22 protein-coding genes and 1 pseudogene are annotated in these 25,313 nt (G+C 58.2%); 9 read left to right on the plus strand and 14 right to left on the minus strand.

Annotated features, from left to right (window positions below):
* Nucleotides 1–2 precede the first annotated feature (2 nt).
* The 4 genes from Q0650_RS11385 to Q0650_RS11400 all read left to right on the plus strand — a co-directional run bounded on the left by Q0650_RS11385 (nt 3) and on the right by Q0650_RS11400 (nt 6,024).
* Nucleotides 3–269, plus strand: coding sequence for a HypC/HybG/HupF family hydrogenase formation chaperone (locus Q0650_RS11385; RefSeq protein ID WP_298819040.1), 267 nt, complete (start codon nt 3–5; stop codon nt 267–269).
* Between the two features lie 63 nt (nt 270–332).
* On the plus strand, nt 333–1,445 hold the full coding sequence (gene hypD, locus Q0650_RS11390) for a hydrogenase formation protein HypD (RefSeq protein ID WP_298819041.1): 1,113 nt from the start codon (nt 333–335) through the stop codon (nt 1,443–1,445).
* A 268-nt stretch (nt 1,446–1,713) separates the two neighbouring features.
* Nucleotides 1,714–2,769 carry a hydrogenase expression/formation protein HypE gene (gene hypE, locus Q0650_RS11395; protein ID WP_298819043.1) on the plus strand — a complete coding sequence of 352 codons (1,056 nt, stop codon included), beginning with the start codon at nt 1,714–1,716 and terminating at the stop codon, nt 2,767–2,769.
* A 255-nt stretch (nt 2,770–3,024) separates the two neighbouring features.
* Complete coding sequence (locus tag Q0650_RS11400; RefSeq protein WP_298819045.1) at nt 3,025–6,024, plus strand: leucine--tRNA ligase; 3,000 nt, start codon at nt 3,025–3,027, stop codon at nt 6,022–6,024.
* Nucleotides 6,025–6,150: 126 nt separating this feature from the next.
* Here Q0650_RS11400 and metK read toward each other — a convergent pair whose 3' ends face one another.
* The 14 genes and pseudogenes from metK to Q0650_RS11470 all read right to left on the minus strand — a co-directional run bounded on the left by metK (nt 6,151) and on the right by Q0650_RS11470 (nt 21,449).
* A complete protein-coding gene (metK, locus tag Q0650_RS11405) occupies nt 6,151–7,317 on the minus strand; it encodes a methionine adenosyltransferase (protein WP_298819047.1) in 1,167 nt (388 codons plus the stop codon).
* Nucleotides 7,307–10,864, minus strand: a complete 3,558-nt coding sequence (locus Q0650_RS11410; RefSeq protein ID WP_298819049.1) for an HAD-IC family P-type ATPase — start codon at nt 10,862–10,864, stop codon at nt 7,307–7,309. The genes metK and Q0650_RS11410 overlap by 11 nt, the downstream gene beginning before the upstream one ends.
* Nucleotides 10,865–10,871: 7 nt before the next feature.
* Nucleotides 10,872–11,348 carry an HMA2 domain-containing protein gene (locus Q0650_RS11415; protein WP_298819051.1) on the minus strand — a complete coding sequence of 159 codons (477 nt, stop codon included), beginning with the start codon at nt 11,346–11,348 and terminating at the stop codon, nt 10,872–10,874.
* Between the two features lie 86 nt (nt 11,349–11,434).
* On the minus strand, nt 11,435–11,686 hold the full coding sequence (locus tag Q0650_RS11420; RefSeq protein WP_298819053.1) for a DUF5132 domain-containing protein: 252 nt from the start codon (nt 11,684–11,686) through the stop codon (nt 11,435–11,437).
* Nucleotides 11,687–12,087: 401 nt separating this feature from the next.
* Nucleotides 12,088–12,465: a CRISPR-associated protein Csx15 gene (gene csx15, locus Q0650_RS11425; RefSeq protein ID WP_298819055.1), complete on the minus strand. Its 378-nt coding sequence runs from the start codon at nt 12,463–12,465 to the stop codon at nt 12,088–12,090.
* A gap of 123 nt (nt 12,466–12,588) precedes the next feature.
* A complete protein-coding gene (csx2, locus tag Q0650_RS11430; RefSeq protein ID WP_298819056.1) occupies nt 12,589–13,719 on the minus strand; it encodes a TIGR02221 family CRISPR-associated protein in 1,131 nt (376 codons plus the stop codon).
* A gap of 18 nt (nt 13,720–13,737) precedes the next feature.
* On the minus strand, nt 13,738–14,793 hold the full coding sequence (cmr6, locus tag Q0650_RS11435; protein ID WP_298819058.1) for a type III-B CRISPR module RAMP protein Cmr6: 1,056 nt from the start codon (nt 14,791–14,793) through the stop codon (nt 13,738–13,740).
* Nucleotides 14,786–15,166, minus strand: coding sequence for a type III-B CRISPR module-associated protein Cmr5 (locus tag Q0650_RS11440; protein ID WP_298819060.1), 381 nt, complete (start codon nt 15,164–15,166; stop codon nt 14,786–14,788). Before Q0650_RS11440 ends, cmr6 begins: the two co-directional genes overlap by 8 nt.
* 2 nt (nt 15,167–15,168) lie before the next feature.
* Nucleotides 15,169–15,834: pseudogene (gene cmr4 / locus Q0650_RS11445) on the minus strand (type III-B CRISPR module RAMP protein Cmr4); the annotation flags it as partial.
* Entirely contained in the window at nt 15,771–16,070 is a 300-nt protein-coding gene (locus tag Q0650_RS11450; protein ID WP_298819062.1) for an RAMP superfamily CRISPR-associated protein, read from the minus strand. The pseudogene cmr4 and the gene Q0650_RS11450, both read right to left, overlap by 64 nt.
* Before the next feature lie 18 nt (nt 16,071–16,088).
* On the minus strand, nt 16,089–17,384 hold the full coding sequence (gene cmr1, locus Q0650_RS11455) for a type III-B CRISPR module RAMP protein Cmr1 (RefSeq protein WP_298819064.1): 1,296 nt from the start codon (nt 17,382–17,384) through the stop codon (nt 16,089–16,091).
* The gene (locus Q0650_RS11460; protein ID WP_298819066.1) at nt 17,381–18,541 is read right to left on the minus strand and encodes a type III-B CRISPR module-associated protein Cmr3; all 1,161 of its coding nucleotides are present in this window, start codon (nt 18,539–18,541) and stop codon (nt 17,381–17,383) included. The genes cmr1 and Q0650_RS11460 overlap by 4 nt, the downstream gene beginning before the upstream one ends.
* Nucleotides 18,522–20,375: a type III-B CRISPR-associated protein Cas10/Cmr2 gene (gene cas10 / locus Q0650_RS11465; protein ID WP_298819068.1), complete on the minus strand. Its 1,854-nt coding sequence runs from the start codon at nt 20,373–20,375 to the stop codon at nt 18,522–18,524. Before cas10 ends, Q0650_RS11460 begins: the two co-directional genes overlap by 20 nt.
* 213 nt (nt 20,376–20,588) lie before the next feature.
* On the minus strand, nt 20,589–21,449 hold the full coding sequence (locus Q0650_RS11470) for a CRISPR-associated ring nuclease (protein WP_298819070.1): 861 nt from the start codon (nt 21,447–21,449) through the stop codon (nt 20,589–20,591).
* Between the two features lie 78 nt (nt 21,450–21,527).
* On the opposite strand from Q0650_RS11470, the gene Q0650_RS11475 reads away from it, so the two are divergent.
* From Q0650_RS11475 to Q0650_RS11485, 5 genes are all read left to right on the plus strand, one after another.
* Entirely contained in the window at nt 21,528–22,682 is a 1,155-nt protein-coding gene (locus Q0650_RS11475; RefSeq protein ID WP_298819072.1) for a CRISPR-associated protein Csx3, read from the plus strand.
* A gap of 400 nt (nt 22,683–23,082) precedes the next feature.
* The gene (locus tag Q0650_RS11480) at nt 23,083–23,970 is read left to right on the plus strand and encodes a hypothetical protein (protein WP_298819074.1); all 888 of its coding nucleotides are present in this window, start codon (nt 23,083–23,085) and stop codon (nt 23,968–23,970) included.
* Nucleotides 23,879–24,136 carry a hypothetical protein gene (locus Q0650_RS18840; RefSeq protein ID WP_367280815.1) on the plus strand — a complete coding sequence of 86 codons (258 nt, stop codon included), beginning with the start codon at nt 23,879–23,881 and terminating at the stop codon, nt 24,134–24,136. The genes Q0650_RS11480 and Q0650_RS18840 overlap by 92 nt, the downstream gene beginning before the upstream one ends.
* The gene (locus Q0650_RS18845) at nt 24,111–24,452 is read left to right on the plus strand and encodes a hypothetical protein (protein ID WP_367280816.1); all 342 of its coding nucleotides are present in this window, start codon (nt 24,111–24,113) and stop codon (nt 24,450–24,452) included. The genes Q0650_RS18840 and Q0650_RS18845 overlap by 26 nt, the downstream gene beginning before the upstream one ends.
* A gap of 70 nt (nt 24,453–24,522) precedes the next feature.
* Complete coding sequence (locus tag Q0650_RS11485; RefSeq protein ID WP_298819076.1) at nt 24,523–25,158, plus strand: hypothetical protein; 636 nt, start codon at nt 24,523–24,525, stop codon at nt 25,156–25,158.
* Nucleotides 25,159–25,313: the final 155 nt, after the last annotated feature.

Raw genomic sequence — 25,313 nt, forward strand, 5'->3', positions numbered from 1 at the left:
CTATGTGTCTTGGCATTCCCGGTCGCATCATCGAAATCTACGACAATGGCCTGACTCGCATGGGTAAAGTCGATTTCAACGGCATCGTCAAAGAAGTCTGTCTCGCCTACCTGCCCGATCTGCAAGTCGGCGATTACACCATCGTTCACGTCGGCTTTGCCATCACCCGGCTTGACGAAGAATCGGCCCGCGAAACGCTCAAGCTATTCCAATCGCTCGGCGTGCTCGAAGAAGAGCTAAATCCAGATGACTCGCATTTGACAGCTTAATACGCAGATGCGACCGGCCTTGCGCAGGCCCGGTTGTGTTTACTCACTCTCAGGGAAACTGCCATGAAATACCTTGACGAATTTCGCGATCCTGAACTGGCCCAACGCCTGCTTGATCAGATTCGGCGGGTTACGACCCGCCACTGGGCAATCATGGAGGTGTGCGGCGGCCAGACGCATTCAATCATCCGTAACGGGATCGATCAGTTGCTCCCGCCTGACATTGAACTCATTCACGGCCCCGGCTGTCCGGTCTGTGTCACACCGCTCGAGATCATCGACAAAGCGCTGGCGATTGCTGCCCGCCCCGATGTCATCTTCTGCTCGTTTGGCGATATGCTGCGCGTGCCCGGTAGCCGGAAAGATCTCTTCCGGGTCAAGAGCGAGGTGGGCGATGTGCGCGTCGTCTACTCGCCGCTTGACGCGGTGAAGCTGGCGCAGCAGAATCCAGACCGTCAGGTCGTCTTCTTCGGTATCGGGTTTGAGACGACAGCTCCCGCCAACGCCATGGCCGTCTATCAGGCTGCCCGGCTTGGCCTGAAGAACTTTTCGATGCTGGTATCGCACGTGCTGGTGCCGCCAGCGATCAGCGCCATTATGGAATCACCCACCAACCGCGTGCAAGGATTTCTCGCCGCCGGCCACGTCTGTAGCGTGATGGGTACCGAAGAATATCAGCCCCTGGTGGAAAAATACCGCGTGCCGATAGTGGTGACCGGTTTCGAGCCGCTCGATGTCTTAGAGGGCATTCGCCGGGTTATCCTTCAACTTGAACAGGGACGCGCCGAACTCGACAACGCTTACGAACGGGCGGTGCGGCCTGAAGGGAACGTTGCCGCTAAACAGATGCTGGCCGATGTCTTTACGGTAACCGACCGGGCCTGGCGCGGGATCGGCGTCATTCCGCGCAGTGGCTGGCGGCTCAGCGACCGTTACGCCGAGTTTGACGCCGAACGTCGATTTGATGTCAGCAATATTCAGACTGCTGAGTCGACTCTCTGCCGAAGTGGTGAAGTGTTGCAGGGCCGTTTGAAGCCCAATCAGTGCCCGGCCTTCGGGAAAGAATGCACGCCGCGCACCCCGCTCGGCGCTACAATGGTGTCAAGCGAAGGAGCGTGCGCGGCCTACTATCAGTATGGCCGCTTCATCCCAACTGGCGCAATCGGTGTCGCCTGAAGCAATGGTGTCTCATCGGCGCCAACTGCTTGAGTGGTTAGATTACCGGGCACGCTTCGCAGCTACCCGAGTCGGCAATCAGATTCCACTACCGGCGAGGCGAAGTGTTGCAGGTTGCTTGAACCCCAACGGTAGCCGACTGTTAGCGGGGAGGCGCGCCGCGCCCTCTGGCTGACATGACAACGGTATTGGCAGCAGTGCAGACACAGCTTCTTATCAGAATTCATTCCAACTCACGCAATTGGCATCGCCTGGAAGTAGTGACGCTATGACTGAACCAATTGACTTCAGCGGCTGGGTTTGCCCGGCGCCACTTCGCGATTACCCGGCCATCGTGATGGGTCACGGCGCCGGCGGTAAACTATCGGCTGAACTGATCGAACACCTCTTCCTACCGGCCTTCGGAGGTCAACGCGGTCCACTCACTGACGCAGCGCTGTTAGAGATCAGCGGGGCGCGCCTGGCCATTTCGACCGACAGCTTCGTCGTGCGCCCCCTCTTCTTCCCCGGCGGCAATATCGGTGAACTGGCAGTTAACGGCACTATTAACGATATTGCCATGATGGGAGCGCAACCCGTGGCATTGACGGCCAGCTTCATTCTTGAAGAGGGTATGCCACTCGATCAACTTGGCCTGATCGCCGAGAGTATGGGTCGCGCGGCGCGTCAGGCCGGCGTTACTCTCATCGCCGGCGATACCAAAGTTGTTGATCGCGGCCACGGCGACGGCGTCTTCATTACCACTACCGGCTTTGGTATGGCGCCAGCCGGGGTGAGTATCGGGCCAGAACAAGCCCGTCCTGGCGACGCAATCATCGTCAGCGGCCCAATTGGGCTGCACGGCGTCGCCATCCTCAGTGTGCGGGAAGGGATTGAATTTGGCGCGCCGGTCGTTTCAGATACTGCCGCGCTCCACGGACTGGTTAGCGCTATGCTTAGCAGCGGCGCGCGCATTCACACGCTGCGCGATCCCACCCGTGGCGGCGTAGCAGCGGCGCTGAATGAGATTGCTGCCGACGCAAAGATCGGCATCGAAATCAGCGAACGCGCTGTGCCGGTACCGCCTGCGGTGCAGGCCGCCTGCGAGCTGCTCGGCATGGATCCGTTGCACATCGCCAACGAAGGTAAACTGATCGCCTTCGTTGATCGAGCAGACGCCGACCGGCTTCTGGCAGTCATGCGCGACCACCCGCTGGGACGCGAAGCGGCGCTGATCGGCTACGCTACCGCCGATCATCCCGGCGTGGTGGTGGCCCGTACCGGGATCGGCGGTATGCGAGTAGTTGATACCCTGGTTGGTGAACAATTGCCGCGCATTTGTTAATTGTGGGGTGTGAAATGGTGCGCCCCATGGTTCGTGATAGTAGGGGCGGAATGTTTTATGTTATGGGGGCGCAATACGTTGCGCCCCTACTCTGTGTTATAATGCATCACAATCATAACATTGTATTGCGCACTGAACAATACCGGAAAGGAGGTGAGCAGATGGCAGACCCCAGTCTTGATGGCCTTAAAAATGCACATCACGCCTGTTTACCGCATCATATTGTTGCATGCTCACCTCTAGAGGCAGACGATTATGAGCGATACCAAAATCGATAAAGCGCAAATCGAACGTTACGACCCATCCACAATTGAAGCAAAGTGGCAGGCTCGTTGGGCCGCCGATCAGCTCTACCGCACTCCACCCATTGATCCATCAAAACCCAAGTATTACGTGCTCGACTTTTACCCTTATCCCAGTGGTGACGGTCTCAGCGTCGGTCACTGCCGCAACTACGTGCCCACCGATGTCGTAGCCCGCTTCTACCGCATGCGCGGTTACAATGTGCTGCATCCGATGGGTTGGGATGCCTTCGGCCTGCCAACCGAAAATGCAGCCATCAAGACCAAAACCAATCCCGCCGTGCTCACCCGCCGTTACAGCGCTAACTACAAGCGCCAGATGAATATGCTCGGCCTGAGCTACGACTGGGATCGTGAGATTACCTCTTCTGAACCCGATTATTATCATTGGACACAGTGGATCTTTTTGCGGCTTTATCATTCGTGGTACGACCGCCGCGTCGATAAAGCTCGTCCGATTAGCGAGCTGGAAGCCGAGCTGGCCGAATACGGTACCAGCCGGCTCGATCTGGCTTTGACCGATCCACAGGTGACGGCAGAGGAATGGCGTCAGGCGACTCCCCTGCAACGTCAGGAGATTTTGCGTCGCTTCCGCCTGGCTTACCGCGGTGAAGCCGTAGTGAACTGGGATCCAGTCGATAAGACGGTGCTGGCCAATGAAGAGGTGTTGCCTGATGGCACAGCCTGGCGGAGCGGCGCGAAGGTTGAGCGCAAGCTGCTCAAGCAGTGGTTCTTCCGCATTACTGCTTACGCTGATCGGCTCGACCGCGATCTCGATACGGTTGATTGGCCAGACAAGATCGTTACCATGCAACGCAACTGGATCGGTCGTTCGCGCGGCGCTGAGGTGATCTTTCATACCGAAGCCGGCGATCCGATCATCGTCTTCACCACTCGCCCCGATACGCTGTGGGGAGCTACTTTTATGGTGCTCTCGCCGGAGCATCCGCTGGTAACGAAGTTAACCACCGCTGACCAGCGCGCGCAGGTCGAGGCTTATGTCGAACAGGCGCGCCAGCGCCCAACCACGACCGCCGTCGCCGAAGAGAAGGAGAAGACCGGCGTTTGGACGGGCAGTTACGCGATCAATCCGGTTAACGGCGCGCGCATCCCGATCTGGATTGCCGATTACGTGCTCATGGGATACGGTACCGGCGCGATCATGGCTGTGCCGGCCCACGATGAGCGCGACTTTGCGTTTGCGCTGAAGTACCATCTGCCGATCATCCCGGTTATCACCCGTCCCGATAACGCAGCTCGCTCGTTGCTGCGGATTGCGACTGTTGCTGCCGACACCGCCGATGCGCTGCGCGCTGCCGGCTTTACCGTCACTCCTCAAGATGACGGTAACCTGCTGGTTGAATTGAGCGGCGATCGCGCGCGTGAATACGCTGCCATTGTGCAGCCACGCCTGTGTGAAGGCTGGACGGAGGTGGCCGGTTCAGGCTGGCTGTTCATCTTCCCGGATGCAGTGCTTGAACTCGACTCGATCAGCGCGGATGAGCAGATTGCCAACCGTCTGCGCGCGGTAACCGGCGACGCCACTATTCCGACGGCAATGGCCTATCTGCACTCGATTGCCGCTTACCGTGACCTGATTTATCACGATGAGACGGGAATCCCCATCCACTCTGGGCCGATCAATGGCATTGCGGCTGATCAGGCCATCGAACAGACCATTGCGTACCTGGAGCAACAAGGTATCGGGAAGGGCCGCGCGAACTACAAGATGCGTGACTGGCTGATCAGCCGTCAGCGCTACTGGGGCACACCTATCCCGATCATCCACCGCGAAGACGGGCTGGAGATCGCACTGAGCGATGATGAGTTGCCGTTGACTCTGCCCAATGTCGATAGTTACGAACCAACTGCAACCGGCGAGTCACCGCTGGCCCTGATCGACGAATGGGTCAACGTTACGCTACCCGACGGTAGCCACGGTCGGCGCGAAACCGATACCATGGGCACGTTTGCCTGTTCGTCCTGGTACTTCCTGCGCTTCGCCGATAACCATAACGACAAAGCGCTGGCCAGTCGCGAGGCGCTCGACTACTGGTTGCCGGTCGATATGTACGTCGGCGGCGCCGAGCATGCGGTCATGCATTTGCTCTATGCTCGCTTCTGGACGAAAGTACTCTACGATCTGGGAGTGGTCAAATTCTTTGAACCCTTCACCTGCCTGCGCAATCAGGGTCTCATCCTGGCGCCACCGCGCGAGGTCGATGGCCAGATCATCATTGAGAAGATGTCGAAGTCGAAAGGCAACGTGATTACGCCCGACGAAGTAGTTGCCGAACACGGCGCCGACGCGCTACGCGGCTACGAAGCCTTCATCTCTGACTTCGAGCTGTCGGTGCCGTGGAACACCGATGGCGTGCCCGGCGTTAAACGCTGGCTCGATCGGGTCTGGCGCATCACGCTCTACCCCACTGCCGAACGCGGACAGAACAACGTTACAATGTCCGAACGACAGTTGCGGCGCGTAGCCCACCAAACCATTCAGCGGGTCGAGAGCGACATTTTGAACTTCAAGTTCAATACGATGGTGGCGGCGCTGATGGAATTCACCAACACCCTCTATCGAGCGCGCGATGCCGGTCTGGTCGATACGCCAGCATGGCGCGAAGCGATTGAGATTCTGCTGTTGCTGATGGCACCGATCACGCCCCACATTGCCGAAGAGCTGTGGGAACGCCTCGGCAAGCCCTACAGCATCCACCAGCAGCGCTGGCCGGTTGCCGATCCCGCAGTCGCTGCCGAAGAGGAAGTCGAGATCGTGTTTCAGGTTAACGGCAAGGTGCGCGGTAAACTGACAGTGCCGGTCGAGATCGATGAAGCCAGGCTACGCGAACTGGCTCTGGCCAACGAGCGGGTACAGCAGTTCATCAACGGCAAACCGGTGCGCAACGTGATCGTCGTCCCTGGCCGGCTGGTCAATGTGGTGGTTGGGTAGGGTTGACCGGTTCTGTACCACATCATCAAGACCATCAAAAGAGGCGCAGCATTGACTGCGCCTTTTTTGACGTTGAACCGCACATCTGCGTTCTCCTGACGCGGGTCAACACTCATCTTGATCGCCTTACCAGCTATGATCAATTGTCTCCCACGGCAAGGTCAAATCAGTCCGACCAAAGTGACCATACGCGGCGAGTTGCTGATAAAAACGTCCCTGTGAACGGCCGGCCAGCTCATCAAGGTGAAAGCGGCGAATAATTCCACCAACGCTGAAATCAAACGTTTCGGCGACCCGACGCGACAATTCGTCATCGGACAGCCGACCGCTGCCAAAGGTTTCAACCCGCACGCTGACCGGTTGCGCCTGGCCGATCGAATAGCTGAGCTGGATTTCACAATGCTCCGCCAATCCAACCGCGACGATCTGCTTGGCAGCGTGACGCGCAGCGTAAGCGCCGGTGCGATCGATGCGTGTCGGATCCTTGCCGCTTAGCGCTGCGCTGCCTTGGCGGGCAAAACCACCGTAGGTATCAGACCCATTTTTGCGCCCGGTCAAGCCTGCATGCAACGCCGGCCCTCCCTCCAGCACCGGCCCCTCCGGATTGATCTGAATGGAAGTGCGAGAGTCGGGTTTGATCGGTTCACCGGCAAAAACCGGCTGCACGACCTGCTCGATCATCAACTCGCGCAGCCGGTTCAACGGCAGGTCGATTCGCCGCTGGCTTGCCACCAACGTAATACTATGCAGTCGCTGGGGTTGATGGTCACTGAACACGACACCGACCTGCACCTTGCCGTCAGGAGCCAGAATATCGTTATGCTCACGGCAGACCGCGCCAAGCTGTTGGGCTAACCGGTTGGCCAGCCAGATCGGCAGCGGCATCATCACCGGTGTCTGTGTGCAGGCGAAACCAAACAACGTGACATTCTCTTGGGCCACCAGCGCGGTTAGATCGTCGTTGCCGGCGCGAACCGGTCGGCGTGAACCCGATGGCTGTTCCTCGATCTGGTTGAGCATGATCGTGCAGGTACGACCATCAAAGCTACCCCGATCGTAGCCAACTTCAAGCATCACCTCACGAGCCAGGCGTGGAATATCCACCCAGGCATTGCCGCTGGCTCGGAGCGAGACAAATAGAATGCCGCTGGAAACGGCGCATTCTGCTACCACCCGCGCTCGTGGGTCTTGCCAGAGAAAATGTCCAACGATGGCATCGCTAATCTGATCGCACAGCTTATCGGGATGCCCGGCAGTAACCGACTCAGAAGTGAAGACGTATTCAGCGGGCATAAGTCTGTTCCTCTCTTTGTGGTACGGCCTGACGATACGTTGCCGCTTTTAAGAATTCACTGGCAAGAAATGGCGCAGTAGCCAGAACAGCGGCAATCAGCCAGTCTGCTATGCCGAGAGGCACAGCGCCAAGGAGCTGACGCAAACCGGGCAGCAACATAGCCGCGCTTTGCAAACCCAGGCCGCCGCCAACGGCAAGCGCCATATACGGATTGGGACGCATCGCGTTGCGTTCGAGAAACCAGTGTTGTTCAGAACGGCAACTAAGGGCATAGAGCAACTGCGCAGAGGTAAGCGTGGTAAATGCCAGACTGCCGGCGCGCGCACCCGGCCCATAGCGGGTCAAACCCCACCCATAGGCACCGAGGGCGCAGGCTGTCAGGATCGCACCCTCAACGCCAATGCGTTGGATATCACGGCGATCAAACATCGCGGCCTGCGGATCACGTGGTGGCTGGGCAAGGACATCGCGTTCCGGCGGCTCCAAACCCAGCGCCAGCTCAGGGAAGACATCGGTGACCAGGTTGATCCACAACAACTGGAGCGGTGTGAGTGGTTCACCCAGCGCCAGCACCGTTGCCGCGAGCGTGAGCATAATTTCGCTGGTATTGCTGGCCAGAATGAAGTGAACCGCCTTCTTGATATCGATGTAGATCGTTCGACCTTGTTCGATCGCACCGACCAGCGTGGCAAGATTGTCGTCGCGCACCACGACATCTGCAACCTCTTGCGCGACCTCACTGCCGCTGGCACCCATGGCAATGCCGATATTGGCCGCGCGCAAGGCAGGGCCGTCGTTGATCCCATCACCGGTCATTGCAACCACATGACCGGCCCGTTGGAGCGCCTGAACGATCCGCAGTTTGTGCGCCGGACTGACCCGCGAGAAGATATCGACCCGTTCGGCCAGACTGCGCACCACATCTGGCGGTAATGCTTCCAGATTGGCAGCATCGAGACTCTCAAGCTGACCATTGCGGCTGAGACCGATCTGACGCGCTACTGCCATTGCCGTTGCGCTCTGATCACCGGTGATCATGACTAACCGGATACCGGCACTACGCAACTCAGCAACCAGCGTGGGCAACTCAGCGCGCGGCGGATCGGCAATCCCCACCATGCCAACCCAGATCAAATCACGGCTTTGATCAGGCACGCAATCACCACGCCGGAACGCAACCCCAAGCACTCGCAGCGCCTGACTGGCCATCCGCTCATTCTCCAGCGCAATTCTGGCCCGATCTGCCGGGCTTAGAGGCCGTTCTTGACCATGTTCGAGGAATCGATTGCACAATCCCAACACCTGATCAGGACTACCCTTCACCGCCAGCAAGACCCCGTCGCCATCCTGATGGAGCGTATCCATGAAGCCGCGTCCTTCGCTACGCAGCCGCGTTCGCAGCAATGGATAACTGGCACGCAATCTCACTACGTCGATCCCGTTAGTCTGCGCCGCGCGTACCAACGCTAACTCAGTAGGGGAACCAATCAAACGCAGCTCTGCCCCATCGATTACCAATTCCACTTCGCTACACAGCGATACCAGACGCATCATGATGTCCAGATCAGGATGCGCCATCAGATTGATCGGCTCACTGGCGAGACTGAAACCGGTATCATTGTGCTCATAACGGCTGCTACCGGTATACGCTGCCAGGAGTGTCATCTCGTTGCGGGTGATCGTGCCGGTCTTATCGAGACAGAGGTAATCAAGCGCGCCGAGAGTCTCAACTGCCGCCAGTCGTCGCACCAGCACACCTTGTTGTTCGAGGCGACGCAACCCGATGGCAAGAGTCGTGGTCGCCACCGTTGGCAACCCTTCGGGCACTGCCGCCACCGCCAGTGCAATGACCGTCTTCAGCATCGGCACCAGCGCCTGCCCGCGCAACAACCCGATCACAAAAACGCCACCGCAAATTGCCAGTGAAGCCAGAACCAGTTGCCGACTGAGTGCGCCCAACTGCTGTTGCAGTGGCGTCTCAGGCTGGCGCGCCTCACCCAACAGACGCTGAATTTCGCCCACCTCAGTTGACAGACCGGTTGCAACGACAATAGCCAGACCGCTACCGCCGGTCACTACACTGCCACGATAAACCATATTGGTACGGCTACCCAGCGGTGTGTTTGGATCGCTGAGGCGGGCAATCGACTTACTAACCGGCATACTCTCGCCGGTTAACGCCGATTCGTCAACGCTGAGATGATCGGCGACGATCAACCGTGCATCAGCCGGCACGGCCAGGCCACGCCGCAGCACGATCAGATCACCCGGCACAACCTGCGCTCCCGGCACTTCAAACTCACGACCATCGCGAACCACGATCGCGTGTGGTTGCGAACCGCGGTTCAAGCCAGCAATCGTGCGCTCGGCCCAGGATTCGGTAACGTAGCCAATCCCGGCATTGAGAGCCACAACACCCAAAATAACAATCCCATCAACGAGACCGCCGGTAAAAGCCGAGACCACTGCTGAAACACCGAGCAACGCCACCGGTAAACTGGCAAACTGTTCGAGAAGAATTTGCAGAGGCGAGCGCACTGCCGCCTGTGGCAGAAGATTGGGGCCATACTCACGCAACCGTTGCTGCGCAATCGCGTCGCTCAGACCGTTGACTGGCGAACTCTCAAGCAGACTCACCGTCTGATCGATATCAAGCAGATGCCATGGATGCTGCAATTGCGCGCGCTGGCCAATGTCACTCTCAAATCCGGCCAGTGCGCGCCGCACAATCTGTTCGATCTCCTCAAGCGAAGCAACCGGCTCAAAGAAGATCAGCAGGCTACCGGTGAGCACATTTGCTACCACTCCAATAATGCCTGCCCGCCCACGCAAGACACGCTCAAGACGTTGCTTTTCGGAATGGTTGCGATAGAGACTATCGACACGGAAACGCACACGCCCAGGCGTGTGATGCAGCACGGTTAGCGACACATCCGGCATCGTCGTCGGGATAAGATCGGGCGGCGTAACCAGAGACGGTTGCGCCGTTGGACGGAGATGGGGCATCAGCGTAATCACATCGAGAGGAGTCGTCTGATTGAGCACATGGCCCGCCGAGACAAACAACACATCACGCGCCGTGCCGCCGTAACGGGTTGGTCGCAAGCGAACCAGCACATCTTCGCGCATGCCCAACCAGCGCAACTTCATATCGCCGCGCCGCAGCTCCACCTCTCCCCGGTCATCCACCAGCAATACCAGCTCGCGGTTAACCTGTAACCACGACCGGGTAAAACCGATGCGCTGCATGATATTGAGCGGCTGGTTAAGGAACAGTTCGATGGCGCGCCGGTCAACACTGGCCCGCGCCATCTCAAGCTGTTCAAGCACTGCCGGATCTTGAAAGACAGCGTCAAAAGCCGCGCGCAGACCATACTGATCAAGCGCAGCCCGAAATACCGGCCCTGCAACAACAAAACCGGCCATTTCGCTGAAAGCAACCAGCAAATCGCGGATCGTTCCACCATGGCTAAATACTTGCTCAAGCAACGCATTGAGCCTGGCGCGATCCACCTCAGACTTCGCTGCGGTTGTTGATGAAGTCATAGTATTTTTAACGTTCAGCCCGTCGAGCGCGGTGCGATGCGATCAAGGTTGCGGCAGTCGCGAGCAGTGAACTGGCCGGCCCAAAGACCTGGCCGCGAGCAATCTGCACTACACTCGCCCCAATCAGCACACCTAACACCAGGGTGTCTAGATCGATAACACCATTGGAAACGCGCCGCACAAACTGCTCTGCGCGGTCAACCCGATCGGTCACAATATCCAGTATTGTCTCGCCGGGAGGCGCCGGAGGAACCAGCGTAAACAGGCCAGCAGTCGCTGCCATTGTCGCCAGCTCACTCACCTCGCCGTGATACTGAAGCAAAACACTGGCAGTCAGCGGATTGGCTTCGGCATAAGCTACCCCCGGCAAAGCCGCAAGATCGCGCTCAACCTGCATAAAAAAACCGGCATCGCCCTTGCGTGCCGGAATTCGCAGTCGCAGCCGTTCTCCAGTTTGATGAACGATGTAGGCTTGTGGTACCATACCATTACCCTGTATTGTGTGTAAGCGATGCGCTTGCCGGTATTGCCGTGGCGCATCGTCGCAATACCAATCCGCGCTCAGCTCATTTATTCACTGCTCGCTGTTCCACGACGTTCGAGCTGTAACTCTGCCTGCACCTCAGCCAGCAAGTCGCTCAGCGTTTCGCTGGCGAGCGCAGCCATTTCGCGTCCACGCTCAAAACCAAGCACTGCCAGCTTCAGGCTATGCTTGGCCAGCGCGCGAGCATGGGGCGCCAGCGCAGGCGCCAGATCGCGCGCGACCAATGTGCCACCAACCCCGATAACCAGTCCAGTGAAAAAGCTTACCGCGTTGTTCACGAGTGCCTTCCCTCCACGCCAGACCGCAGCGCTGACGGCGTCGGCGATCAACTACTTGTCGGGCAGCGGTCATCTTCCGCAATTTCTCAACTGTGCCTGGAGATAGACCTGGTTCGTGCCACAACTGCCTGCAATCGCTCCTTACCTGCTGCCCACAAGTGATGTTTCAGATAGTAATCGCTAATCCCAACAGTGATTCCTATTGTACCCTGTTTCCAGGAACTGTATGTCAAGGTTTCGGCGCTGATTTCACCTCTCCCCTTCACTTACAAGGGCGCGACAGTACATAGTGGCAGGTATCTGTAACCCACCGGCCACTTTTGTCAGACCACATCAGGCGCGTGCTATCCGCGCTCTATTTCTGCCGACCAGGGCTACACAGTGTCATATACTCAATACATTCACCGTCGCCCTCGCGCTGCCAGCCGGATCGCGGTCAAATTGACGATCTCGGCAACTTCGTAGCGCGTCGGCACCGAGTCGGGTACCGGACGAATATTGAGAATCGGCGGGAAATCGCCGCGTCGTCCGTGAATTTCGGCGATCAGAGCGAGCGCCAGTGGTGACAGACCGGGTGGGTTGACAACCAGCGCAGTCGTCTGCCACTCATCAGGACTCAACCCGGCAGCATCGGCAATCTGGCACGCCACTTCTGCCAGCGGCTGCCCGCGATCGATATGCACTGCGATCTGGCGTACATCAGGTCGTTCGCCGAGGAGTGCTTCGGCTTGTTCGAGCTGGGTGGTTGTGAGGGGGTGGGAATAGTTGAGGAGGAGCATATTCGTTCTTCCCTTCCAACAATTCTGAGTCTATGCATAGATTGAAAGCTCTACCGTGAGCCGAAATTGTTGAAAGACCACTGCCCTTCCAACAATTCTGAGTCTATGCATAGATTGAAAGACTTATCCAAGCAAATGTTCAAGTTTACTGCATGTTTCTCTCACTTTTTTGATCACTGTCCCAGACTTAGGAGCATTGCGTGACATGCCAGCATGCGCCAGTGAGTTTCGAACCTCTCTCACTTCATTCCATAAATCGCGAATCTGCTCGTACTCTGGTTGCTGATTGCTTGCAGGCACTCGACTGTTGAGCTTCTCCTCTGCCTCATTACGCGCTGTCTTATCAAACAGATCGCCATTATCATAGAAGACTACCAGCGAAACGAGCCACTCCCGGGAACTGGTAATCGCCTGGACATACAAGCCTTTTTCGATATACCACTTAATCATTGCCAGTTGCTTACGAAGCACCTCTTTTGCCCTTGCTGGCTGATGCGGATCAGATAAGCCGAAAACTCCATACTCTTGATGGATACGTTCGAGCAGAAGAGTGAAAGGTTGCTGTTGTACTGTTTTAGGCCCGGCATTAATCGCTGTCTCCAGTTCGACCGCCGTTTTCATAACCTCGGCAGGTCGTGAAGTCTGCAACGCATCGGTAAGCTGGCGGAGTGTCGGTGCCAATCCCTGATTTCCGGCAAGTTTGACCAGAACATCAGCGCGTCCATAGCGTAGAAAAGCATCTGTTGCTGAAGTCCAATCAAGAAGTGTTACCAGCGGAGTCAGGTCAAAGATAGGGGTGCGATTGTTTGCAGTGGCATCATAAGCGCCGTAAATCATCCGTTCCAGGGTAGCATTGCGAACAACACGCACAAACGAAGCAACAAGCAGCGCTAGCACGGGAATCGAACGAAAGCCATTCGTAATATCGAAGATTATTCGATCACCAGGTTCGATTGCGTTCGCGATTGCAGCAAATATATCCCAAAGTTCGCCTTCATTTCGGCCCGACGGGATACGAATTGGACGGATAGGGACAACCTCGGCTACCGCACGTTCAAGATCGGCAAAGTTTTGCTTATAAGCCTCCTCGGTCACTACTACAAGAAGTTCCTTGATCTCAGACTGAAAAAAACGAGCGGTCGCTTCGGCCATGAATGCTGTGGTGCATTCCCGATTTTGATAGACATAGGTGGTCTCGCGATAGGACTGGCCTGGTCTTGTGTAACCCAGGAATGAAATTGCTTTCTTTTCCATGGTTGCTCCTGTAAGAGTTCAGCCGTTACTATCTCCGGTGTTACCTTCCCGCAATCTCAGCAACTGCTCATACCACTTTTTGCCCTCAGTGTTCATCTTCAATTCACGGACGCGGGCAATTAACACTTCGGCCAGCATCCGTTTGTATGTGGGATCGATCGCGAGCTGTTCCAGACGTGGCACCAGGTTCGCCAGCGTTTGCTTTTGCGCCTGGGCGATCTCTTTGCGGAACGACATAACTTGCGGCGGCTCAGCCGGTGCGCCACCAGAGGCAATATCTGCATTACCGACTTCATCAGGCAACAGAATTGGCCTGCCATACGTATCCAGTAACCGCATCCGTCCGTAGCCGGCAGCAGTCTTCGCGCCAATCCCCAGATCACGGAGCGCCATGCCCAGAATCATCAGCGCAGTCTGCGCCCAACGTTCAGGACCGGCTACTGCGATCAGATAGCGACCGGTGGCGGTCAGGAATGGCACCGGATTGGGGCTGTCCCAATCTGCCGGTGGTTTCGGCTCATTGCCAACATAGTATTCCGGATGATGGCCGGTCACCACATCGCGCGCAAGTGGACGGTTCTGTTCTGCCGAACCGGGAATGTAGAGCGCGTCGAAAAAGGTGATGTAGCCGCTGGTATCGGTTGTGCCAAATAGAATGGTGTGATCGATCCCGCCTTTGCGCCACTCCGCGCCGTCGAGCCTGAGATGGGCATAAGCGGATGCCAGCCCCTTGAGCGCGCTGCCGGGGATGTAGGGCACGCCGTAGGTATGATGTAGCGTAATACCTGTCTCGGCAACACCTTTGTCGCCCAACCCTACAATCAGCCGCCCCTGAACGTCGGCAATCGCCCACTGCACACCGTCCTGTTCATCAATGGCTGCCCGATAGCGATCGTAAAATGTTCGGTACTCCTCGGGAATGCCGAGTTTGGCTGTTTGCTCCATCAATGTACGTTTCGCTTCGGTATCGAGCCGCGCATTGAAATAGCGGTCAAACCACAGGCTGGCATTGGTAGAACCGGTATCTGCGGTTACCTCTTCCAGGACACGTCGTTGTCCGCTAAACTCAGGCATTGCTCCCTCCCTCCGCATCTGCGGTAACGCCAAGCACCGACTGCGCGTACCGCTTAAACCAGAGCAGCGCCGCCAGCGCCTCCTCGGTCAGCAACATGTACTCGGCCAGATCGGCCTCGCGACTCGCCGTTCGCAACGCCTGATCATCACGAAACTTAAGCGCCGTCGCCAGATCAGGCAGAATCTCCCGCTGCGCATCGGTGCGCGTGGCGACAAATTCCAGCGCCTGCGCCAGTCCTGCTGAACGGATCAGCACTGGCAACTTATGGGCCATCGAGCCGTACTTGTTCTTGTCGCTCTCGTTGAACTGACCGTTGCGCGCGGCAACCAGCCGGTATACTTCGGCGGCAAAGCGTTGTTCGCGTGTTTGCATGGTTAGCTTCTCTCCTTCCCCTTCACCAGCCGCATGCGGCACAACCCTCTCCCAACGGTTGCCTTGCCACCAAACTGCAATGAACGCTGCGCCAGATCATTTAGCCGTTCGATCAGTTCCGCTTCATTCTGATGACGTTTGCGCACCTCTGCCGTAGGAGCGAAGATGGTCAGACCATAAAGAACTGTCTCGGCAGGCAGCGCCTCTTCGTACCAGAGCGCGCCTTTGGCCACCGTTTTGTTGTCATTCAGCCGGTTGCGGGCGATGACCTCGATGGCGGTCGAAAGCAGGAAGGTGAACACATTGTCGCCGACGATGCAGAGGCGCGGCGCGAGCATAGCGGCCCATTCCTGATCGTTCGGCGGGAAGATGCGTGAACTCAACCAGGCTGCCCACTGCGCTGCGTACTGCGGTTCTGGCTGAAGATCGAGGTCTTCGAGCACCACCCGTCTGGTCTGCTGACCGTTGCGTTGCCACTCAACCCGAATTGCTGCCTGCTCAATAACATCGCACGCTTCATCGGCCACTGTTGGGATCGGTGGCAGATCGCTCAGTCCGGCATCCGTAGCATCGCGCGCGAAGCGGCGCAACACGTAGGGCGACGTTACCCAGGCAAAGGTGCCGCGCAGCGCGCGCACCGGTAACAGCAGCAACCTGGCATCGGCAACCTGGAGCGAGCCGGCATACTCGCTGGCATTCTCAGTCTTTGGCCCAACAGCAGATACGTTACGTCTTCGTCACCGGACTTATCGCGCAGCACTCCCTTCACCGACGAGCCGGGCAGGTAGGGAATGCCGGTTGCCTTCTCGCGCGCGATCGGCAGGTCGATCACTCCGGAACCCTGCCCGGTACCGGCGTGCAGTGGCGAAAGCGCGTGGAGGAAGTAGAGGTATGTTGTAGCCATAAAACCACCTCGTCAAATCTAAAGCAGATCGAGAAATGCCTGAATAACATCGGGCTGACAACCATTGGGCGGTGGAACTCTCAGCGGTGGGATCTGGCATGCTTCCGCCTGGATCAACGTTGCCTGAACCTCGTGAACTGAACGATTGTCCTGCTTCAGCACGAGGGGCACGGGGAGTTGCACACCCTCTAGGATCACTGCCAGCCCGATCGCCTTGCCGTCACGACAGGCTACCGGTTTGAGAATGAGCGGACTGGCGAGGCGGCTGAGATTCTCGCCCTCCAGGGTGACATCTAAACCTGGATCGTGCGGCATATGGAAAACGATCGGCAGGCCAAAAGCGGCTCGCGGGAATTTGCGAATCCGGCGATTGGCATGCGGCCCGCGTGGTGGTCGTTTGAAAAGGAGACGGATAGCGTTCGGCTCTGGACAATCGCTATGACCATATCTGTTCAGCCGGCCATTCATTCCCCGGCGCTGTTGACGGAAACTCTGGAGGCGGTTGATCAGTTCATGCCAGACATCGATGGCGCTGTTACCCACCACAACTTTAAAGCGGAGCTGCCGGTTGAGATGAGGAATACCTGCTGGCCAGACTCCCTCTGCGACGTGATGATTGAGCTGTGCCGTTAGCCATTGCCCGAACTGTCTGTCATCACAGGGTGGCAGGTTTTGCGCGGCGGTTCCGTTTACCTTCTCAAGGCGCAACGCCCCGAAGCCGCGTCGGGTACGCGCGCCAATCCCCCCAAATGTTTCCCAGGCCCACAGCGCCGCCGCAACATCGTTTTGGTATGTTTTGGGAAAGGTGATCACCAGCGTGAAACGCACATCTTTATACACCGGCTTGATCTGTAATCCAGGTCTCTGCGCTGCGCGCTCCGGCTGCAGTGGAAACGCGGCATAGGCGGGCACGACCGATCCTCCGCGTGGTTGAAGACGATTGCCTGCCATCTCGAAAGGAACATCAGGCGTGCCATTCTTCCAATCCCTCACCACCACCTGCACCGACGACTGCCCCCCAAGCGATCTCCCGTTCTCCTCGCGCGCCGGTCCGCCCCAGATTGCCTCTTCAGCATCGCGCAGTGCCTTCAGATCGGCACCAAACTGGCCGCCACGAGTAGCGCGCCACCAAAACCGGAGCTGGCCACGAATTTCAGCAGCCCGCACAACGGTGATCGGATCAGGGCTGGCCGGATCAATGCCACCGCCGAAGAGTGGTGTGATCAGGCTGTACTCACGGACTTCGGTGATCATTTCAGCGGCTGGCCGCAATGTTAGCTTTGATGGCTCTTTGACCGGTGGTTTCCGGCTCATGACGACACCTCCATCTTTACAGGATTCCCATTCCACACGCCAAGTGCGGCCAGACCGAAACCGTCAAGCCGGTCCTGGGGCGCGTCGCTGATGTTTTGCATCCAGATCGCATCGATCCATCGCTGAATCACTTCATCATCGGATGCGGTAAGCGTGAGAAAGTAGACACTGCCTGCCGGCGCTAGCCGGCGGGTTGGTTTCGGTTTCCCGATGTTGAGATCCCAGCCTGAGACGACCTGAGGCCGCGCTATGGCTGCCGCCTGGAGGGTGGGTTGCACGCCGTGACGCGCTTCCAGCAACCAGGTCGGTCGGTAGCCTTGCGTGAAGTGCGCTGGCGTCAACAGGATCACTCGACATGCGCGGTCTTTGATGATCTGCTGACGCACCTCAGGAGGACAGGCGGGAAAATCCTGTTTTATCTGCCGCCAGGCGACCAGCCTTCGCTCGCCGCCGAGCGGCGCTAGTCCGCCACTCCAGTGGGGAAACTCGTGACCGCTTTCGATAATCAGCGCAAGACGTTTCCGCTCCGGCCCGGTAAATTCCAGCCCGCTGGTCTGAAACAAACGGCCCTCTTCAGCGGTTTGGGTGGTCGGTTCGATTGCGACGTGAGTGCGACTCTCCATCAAGAGACCACCGATGCCCAGCTCCTGAAGACTGCACGGGCCATCGGCAGGCTTCTCCAGCCAGGTGAGCAGGGCTGACCAGTACCAAAACCGCGGCGGCGCACCCAACGGTTTTTCGTTGACAATCCGTCGCGGACCGACCAGGTATGGCTCGCCACCCCGCGGCATTGCACAGACACTGCCGTCTGGTAATTGCAGAGGCACAAGCTGCAACCGGCGTGGATCGGCGCTCGCTGCCTCGGCTCGCAGCAAAAGAGCATCTGCCGGCGCCGGTAGCAACCACTCTTGGAAGGAACCATCATCACGCAACATTGCCAGCAGCGGCCCGCGCACCCCCATCTTCAGAACATCGTTCACTTTCGCGGTGTCAAACACACCATCGGCTGACAAGCCGTACAGCTTGCGCGCGCCACCGGTGACGGTTGACGGGAAAGGGAAACTTAACGAACGCGCCCGCGCGCCCGGATCAGGCCCAAATGGACGGCCATCGCGCGCGATGAGCGGATCACGCGGCTCAATGATCCAGGTTGGCATACTCACCTCCTGCCAGCGGCATTCCGGCTATATCGGCAGCTCGCGCCAGTAAACGGGCAACAATCATCTCTTCAGCGACCGCGCGGATTGTCGTAAGCGCATGACCGTTACCACTATGGGCGTTTAGCGCGGCAAAGAGCGCCTCACGGATCTCATCGGCCAGCTTCTCATCCTGCCCGCGTCGCGGCTGCTTTCGGCCAATGATTCGTTTAGCTTCGGCAAAAGCTGCCTCTGAGGGTAAGGTCGGTTGCCCGAACGTTGGCGTCAGGCGTTCCACCAGATCGCGCAACTGAAATGCGGCTCCATCTGGCAACACATCGAGACGATGCATCGTTGTGAATTGTTGCAAACGTTGATCAAGCTCGCCCCAGTGACCTTGAACAGTAACGTCAGCGCCGCTACGCTTGCTCAGCGTAATCGCCAGCGCATTCTTGCCGGCTACCGCCTTGGCCGCCCGTTCGGCGGCGCGCGCCATTGCCAGCGCGTCGCTTAGCGGTTCCAGATGATGCACAATCGCGATCCCCACAGATAATGTTGGCGCGTGTCCTTCGGCATCGGTAAACTGCACAGTGACGCCGGCAGGATTGATCACAGCCGCAAACTGGCGATGCAACTCTTGCGCGCACCGGAGCAGGGTATGCAGTGGCAGAAACGCCAGCACATCATCCCCGCCAGCATAGACCAGACTGCCTTCGTGCTCTTCGACAATGCTGCGCGCCTGCGCCGCAAATTTCGACAGGCGACGCGACAACTCGATGTGACCGTCGATGGTAGATTGATGGTCGATCGTCGCTCCCATCCGATCGCCATCGGCAAGCAAGATAGCGTAGTAGGGATCGGGCGACTCGGCTTCCCAGCGCCGGTACAGCTCAGCCAGTGCCCTGCCCGCCTTCTCCCGTTGCGCGCGCATTTCGCTCCTGTCCGAGGCTTCGCTAATCAATTCATGCAACCGGCTCTCCAGCAACAGACCACCATCGTAGTGGTCGATGATGGGATGCCTGCGAGCAGTGCGCTCTTCACCGAGACGCTTACGGGCAATGGATTCGAGTGTCTCGATATATTGCTCCCAGGCTGCGCGCGCCTGCGCCTGATCATTTCTGACCACCCGATGTAACACCGGTCGGACAGCGACATCCGACGTACTGGCAAATGCCAGTTCCACCGGTTGAGCGTGGCGTTTGAACAGATCAACCCCGGAGAGGCGCTCAGCCGGGCCAGCCTTGTATTGCTCGTACAGAGCGTCGATCTTCTGCTGATACTGCGGGTCATTTCTTCCCTTGGGATAAGCGCTTTCGGGAATAACCGACTCTCGTAGACCGTCGATCGACGATTTCGGCGTATTGCTCCCCCAGGTTACCGGCGCAAAGTCGCGTGTCGCTTTGCGCGCCGCCATGAGCGCCTCGACCTTTCGGCGCGCCTGGACATAGTCAGTCTCATCTTTCAGCTCTACCGCTGCCCAGTAGACCTCCGGTAAATCACCGATCTGAGCCTGTGCAGCCTCATCGTTAATCGGTCCTTTAATTCGCCCACGCGCATCTTGCCAGAGTGCCATCAGCCGATCCTGCACTGCCCTAACTACATGCTCACCCAGCGTTTTCGGATCGGTCGCAATGATTGCCAGGATCTTATTGGCCACATTTGCCTCAGCGACACTGGCCGGCAGCGCTGCCGGGAAGATCAGCCGCGCCCCGTCGCTCTGCTCAATCTGCTGTGCCGCGACCCTTGCCAGTTCGCTCAACAGCCACGAGCCAAACCACAGATCCCGGGTGCGGCGAGCCGCAGCGATGAACTCTTGCACCGGCCCGAGCGTGACCAGGAAGAGATATCTGATCATAGATTGCCCCTCAACGTATCGTATGACGCCACTCATCAACGAATCCAGGTAGCGGGTATAGCCAGCAATTCGCCTCCTCCCTGGCAAACACATTCCACTCCCATAGAACAGGCACTGTTAGCGCCAGTGTACTATCACGCTCCATCGCGCACATCATCACCACTGCTGATAGAAACTCAGCACTCCTGCTGATCTCGACAGGGCGACAATTGACTACACTTGCTCAATGAAAACGGAGAAATGCTCCCGCACGAAACGGTAATCAACGCTCTCGGTCAGCCCCCAGGCAATGCGACATTCGTTCAGAATAACCGTCTTGTGCGAATTGACGGTGCTCAGTGAGATACAGAGATGATCGGCTACTTGATCGGGACGCAGACCTTTCGCAAAGGCGCGCAGCACGTCGCGTTGGCGACCGGTGAGCCGATCCCAGACCTGCCGACAGCGGGCCTCGTCACCCGATACCAGGCCAGGGATGCGTTGCCGGATCGCTGTCGGATCGGCCAGTTGGCGGAGCGCCGGGAGGTACTCGCCCCACGGCACGATCGGAACGCTAAGCAAGCGGAAGCCGTCGGTCGGCGCGAGGTGCATCTGCGTGCCGTCCTTGACCCGTTCGAGCGTCTCGTCGGGGGTGTACATATGCCAGACCTGATCGCGATGGTCGCAAAAGAGGAAAGCAACCGAAACCGCCAGCAGCGCTATCATGCGGCGTCCGCCACTGAGACAGAGATGGAGTCGTCGCTCCTCTTTCTTAAGATCGATGATCAGGTTACGGATGGTAGTAAAGACAGCATTGACATCGGCATCGGTGCGAATATCGTCGAGTTCGCTACCGTCACGGGTGACAGTCACACGCCGCAATCGACAGCGTTGCCCGCGGTAGTGGTCATCGATGAACTCTTGCTGCAATCGCTGCCATGCCCGGCGCGTGCGTTCACGGTCGCGGTTAAGCGGGAGAATGTAGACTTCGCGGATCGGTTCACCCCGTTCCAGCAGGGCATCAAGAGCGAAGGTAACAACCTGCGGCTGACCGCCAAGCGTAGCGATCAGGGTAGCTCCGGTATGATCTGTCATAACCTGGTGTAAAGCTTGTAAAATTATTACACAAGATGATGTGATCATAGCATATCTAATCGCACAGTGAAAAGTACTATGCATTCATTTCCGGCAATCATGATCGGCGGACCACCACACAGTGGGAAATCGGTGCTGACCTATTTACTCTCTCAGCATTTACGTCAACGACAGGTCGCCCACTACGTGCTACGGGCATGCCCGGACGGAGAAGGCGACTGGAGCCAGGAGACGCATCCCGAGACGGTGCGTCTGCTGCGCCAGAAGGGTGCGTTCAGTACAGAGTTCGTCGATCGAGTGTGTCGTGACATCGCGCAACGGCATTTGCCGTTGCTGGTCGATGTCGGTGGTCGCCCAACCCCGGATCAAGAGCGGATCTTTCGGCATTGCACGCACGCGATCTTGCTGTCTGCAACTCCGGAAGGACTGACTGAATGGCACGATTTTGCCGAACGGGCCGGTGTGTCGGTGATCGCCAGGTTGCAGTCAGTACTCAACGGTGACGATCGGATAGAAGCCGAAAGGCCGGTGCTGCGCGGTCAGATTGGCGGCCTGGAACGGTATACAGGTACCGGTGGTCTGATGGTAGAGGCATTGGTTAGACGACTTGAGCGATTAATGTCCTTCGCTGCTGATGAATTGCGCAACCGCCTCTTTCCGCTGGCGCCAACCGAGATGGTGGTCGATCTCGATCAACTGGCGCAGAATATCGGTATGACCCCCGGCGCGCGCTGGCAGGCGACCGATCTCACTAAAGCGCTGACGTATCTGCCATCGACCGCGTTGTCAATCTATGGCCGCGGCCCAAACTGGTTGTATGTTGCGCTGGCACTCTATGCCGCTCCTCATCCCATTACGCTGTTCGATCCACGTTTAGGCTGGATCTCGCCGGCAAAGGCAGAGTGCAGTCCGCAGCCGTCAATGACAATGCTGACATGGCAGCTTCGACCACAACCGGCGGCAACCTGGTTAGAATTCAAATCATTGCATTCCTATCTCGATTACGAGACGATGCCGTCACTTGAGATACCGGCCCTCGCCTCAGATCAAGGCGTGATCATCAGCGGGAAACTCCCTCACTGGCTGATGACAGGGCTGGCGCTCGCCTACGACCATCACCCGTGGGTAGCCGTGATGCAGGCCCAACAGTACGATCGGGCGATTGTGGTCGCGAGCCGGCTCAACAGCTATGCGTTGGGGCAGGAAATACCACTGGTCATCGGGAATGAGTAGCGTGACCGGCATGCCGGTCACCCTGACCGTAAGGAGTATCGGCAATGTAACGCGCCATCATCAATGTATCCTGAAGGCGCGATCATCAATACCCATTTCGCCCTAATCGGTCGCGCTCAGTCTACGCAGGGCGCCGACCATCCATCCCACCCGACATTCCCGCCGCTCACTACTCAAATCGAACCAATCCGGTCATTCCAGGCCGGATTGGGCCAGAAACTTGCCTGTCTGAACGGCAGGCATGGTTGGCTGCGCGCTTCAAAGCGTATCTGACGCTGATCTGTCCAAACAGATCCGGCGCAGCGCTGAACGCGCCGAGGCGTATGCGCCTCAGGCGATGATGTCCTGCACAAGATACCGGGCTGTTACTGGTGAAACCGGTCATGAAAGGAGAATGACGATGCACTGGAACACCATCCGCATTGCGATCACACGCTTCGCGTTCGCGCTGGTCATCCTGTTCACCGTAGCTATCCTGGCAGTCATGCCTTCAGCAGTTGTTGCTTCCTTTGGCCACAGCGCTGTTCAGTCAATCTCTCGCCCCCATCAGACCGCCGAACTCCAGCAATCCATATCGCCTCAGGTGATCGCGCGCGGCGATTACACGTGTGTGATCAACAGCGCCGGTCAACTCTACTGCTGGGGCGCCAATGCAACCATCCCCGAAGATCTCGGGCCGATTATCCAGTTGAGCGCCGGCGGCAATCACATCTGTGCCGTTACCAGTATCAATACGTTACGCTGCTGGGGCGATAATTCCTACGGTCAGATCGCACTGCCAGTTGACATGGGGCCAATCGTGCAGGTTGGCGCCGGCTCCTATCACACCTGCGCCGTTGATAGCTCAGGCACGTTGCGCTGCTGGGGAGCAAACGGCAGCGGTCAACGCACAGTGCCGCCGGATCTCGGTGTGGTCACGAGCGTGAGCGCTGGTGGAAGTCATACGTGCGCTGTGCTTGCCGACGGCACGTTGCGTTGTTGGGGCGCCAACTGGAACGTCCAGGTATCAGTGCCTGCCAACCTGGGACCGGTCAGTCAGGTGAGCGCTGCCAGCAATCATACCTGCGCGGTGAAGACCGATGGCATCCTGCGTTGCTGGGGCGCCAACTGGGTCAGCCAGGCATCAGTGCCTGCCAACCTGGGACCGGTCAGCCAGGTGAGCGCTGTCAGCGATCATACCTGCGCGGTGAAGATCGATGGCCCCCTGCGTTGCTGGGGCGACAATACGGCTGGTCAGGCAACCGTGCCGGACTCTCGGCCCAATCACGCAGGTCAGCGCCGGCAATAATCATACCTGCGCGTTCAAGACTGATGGATCCCTGCGCTGCTGGGGGAACAATGCCTTCCGCAAGAGTACGATCCCTGAACCACTCGGCCCGGTAAGCTACTTCAGCGCAGGCGGTGGGTACACCTGCGCCATCAAGACCGATGGTACCCTGCGCTGCTGGGGGTAATAACGCTAACGGTCAGGCGACCGTGCCAAACGATCTCGGCCCGGTCACGCAGGTCAGCGTCGGCGTCAGACACACCTGTGTCGTGAAGACAGACAGTCGCGCGCGCTGTTGGGGCAACAATGCTTTCGGTCAGGCAGCGGTGCCGGCAGATCTCGGTCTGGTGAGCCAGATCAGTGCCGGAAGAAACGCGACCTGCGCAGTTACGCTCGATGGCACTGCGCGCTGTTGGGGGGGAGGCGCTCGTCCCAAACAATCTTGGTCCGGTCAGCCAGATCGATGTCTCCACCGATGTTCCCCTGCTTTTTGGCCCAGATAACTTTGCCTGCGCTATCTGACGTGATAACCAGCTCCGCTGCTGGTTCCTGCCTCGGGGTTCATTGATCGATGTGCTCGCCGACGTTGGCCCGATCACTCAGCTCGGCGTTGGCGGCACGCATGTCTGCGTTGTCACCGTTAATGGCGTTCTCCGTTGTGAGGGAAATAACAGATATGGTCAGGTAAGCATTCCTCTCACCCTGGGAACAGTCACGCAGGTCAGCGCCGGCTCAGCTCACAACTGCGCTATGAAACCCAATCGCACCCTGGGCTGCTGGGGAGCGAACGGCTCTGGCGAGGCAACAGTGCCGCTCGATCCACTCGATACTTCATCTGCGCCGATAGTCGTTGCCATCACTCGCGCCGAACCCAACCCGACCAGCGCAGCCAGCGTCGCGTTCACCGTTACCTTTGCGAAAGCGGTAACAGGCGTCGATCCATCCAATTTCACACTCACGACGACCGGCAATCTTTGGGGTTCGCAGGTCATCGATGTGACCGGCGGCCCAGCGTTCTATACGGTTGTAGTGAACACCGGCAGCGGGCGCAGCACGCTCCGCCTGGACGTGAAATCATCGGGCACGGGCATTACCGATCTCAACGGAACGCCGCTTGCCGAGGGCTTCACCAACGGTCAATCTTACACCATCGAGCGCGTCGGGCAGGGCGCGCCGCCAACGATACATCTCCCGCTGATCATGCGCTGAGATACGGTTAGCAGCGCGGGGTGAGGGTGAAGCGAAGCGTTACTCTCACCCCGCCATTCATGGCGTCACCTGATTGAGCTTCGCCTGCCAGCGTTGTCGCAATGGCTCCGACCAGCGCGCCTCTCGTTTCGTCTGAGTGCGATCGCGCGCAGGAT

The organism is uncultured Chloroflexus sp., from assembly GCF_937129525.1.
Classification (GTDB): Bacteria; Chloroflexota; Chloroflexia; order Chloroflexales; family Chloroflexaceae; genus Chloroflexus.

Coding starts and splice junctions, on each gene's coding strand:
- csx15 (WP_298819055.1), bottom strand. CDS start 12,465: ATGCTCCTCCTCAACTATTCCCACCCCCTCACAACCACCCAGCTCGAA.
- cas10 (WP_298819068.1), bottom strand. CDS start 20,375: ATGATCAGATATCTCTTCCTGGTCACGCTCGGGCCGGTGCAAGAGTTC.
- hypE (WP_298819043.1), top strand. CDS start 1,714: ATGACTGAACCAATTGACTTCAGCGGCTGGGTTTGCCCGGCGCCACTT.
- Q0650_RS11460 (WP_298819066.1), bottom strand. CDS start 18,541: ATGCCAACCTGGATCATTGAGCCGCGTGATCCGCTCATCGCGCGCGAT.
- Q0650_RS11415 (WP_298819051.1), bottom strand. CDS start 11,348: ATGGTACCACAAGCCTACATCGTTCATCAAACTGGAGAACGGCTGCGA.
- Q0650_RS11450 (WP_298819062.1), bottom strand. CDS start 16,070: ATGGCTACAACATACCTCTACTTCCTCCACGCGCTTTCGCCACTGCAC.
- hypD (WP_298819041.1), top strand. CDS start 333: ATGAAATACCTTGACGAATTTCGCGATCCTGAACTGGCCCAACGCCTG.
- Q0650_RS18840 (WP_367280815.1), top strand. CDS start 23,879: ATGGCCCCCTGCGTTGCTGGGGCGACAATACGGCTGGTCAGGCAACCG.
- Q0650_RS11475 (WP_298819072.1), top strand. CDS start 21,528: ATGCATTCATTTCCGGCAATCATGATCGGCGGACCACCACACAGTGGG.
- metK (WP_298819047.1), bottom strand. CDS start 7,317: ATGCCCGCTGAATACGTCTTCACTTCTGAGTCGGTTACTGCCGGGCAT.
- Q0650_RS11400 (WP_298819045.1), top strand. CDS start 3,025: ATGAGCGATACCAAAATCGATAAAGCGCAAATCGAACGTTACGACCCA.
- Q0650_RS11440 (WP_298819060.1), bottom strand. CDS start 15,166: ATGCAAACACGCGAACAACGCTTTGCCGCCGAAGTATACCGGCTGGTT.
- Q0650_RS18845 (WP_367280816.1), top strand. CDS start 24,111: ATGGTACCCTGCGCTGCTGGGGGTAATAACGCTAACGGTCAGGCGACC.
- cmr1 (WP_298819064.1), bottom strand. CDS start 17,384: ATGAGCCGGAAACCACCGGTCAAAGAGCCATCAAAGCTAACATTGCGG.
- Q0650_RS11480 (WP_298819074.1), top strand. CDS start 23,083: ATGCACTGGAACACCATCCGCATTGCGATCACACGCTTCGCGTTCGCG.
- Q0650_RS11410 (WP_298819049.1), bottom strand. CDS start 10,864: ATGACTTCATCAACAACCGCAGCGAAGTCTGAGGTGGATCGCGCCAGG.
- Q0650_RS11385 (WP_298819040.1), top strand. CDS start 3: ATGTGTCTTGGCATTCCCGGTCGCATCATCGAAATCTACGACAATGGC.
- Q0650_RS11470 (WP_298819070.1), bottom strand. CDS start 21,449: ATGACAGATCATACCGGAGCTACCCTGATCGCTACGCTTGGCGGTCAG.
- csx2 (WP_298819056.1), bottom strand. CDS start 13,719: ATGGAAAAGAAAGCAATTTCATTCCTGGGTTACACAAGACCAGGCCAG.
- cmr6 (WP_298819058.1), bottom strand. CDS start 14,793: ATGCCTGAGTTTAGCGGACAACGACGTGTCCTGGAAGAGGTAACCGCA.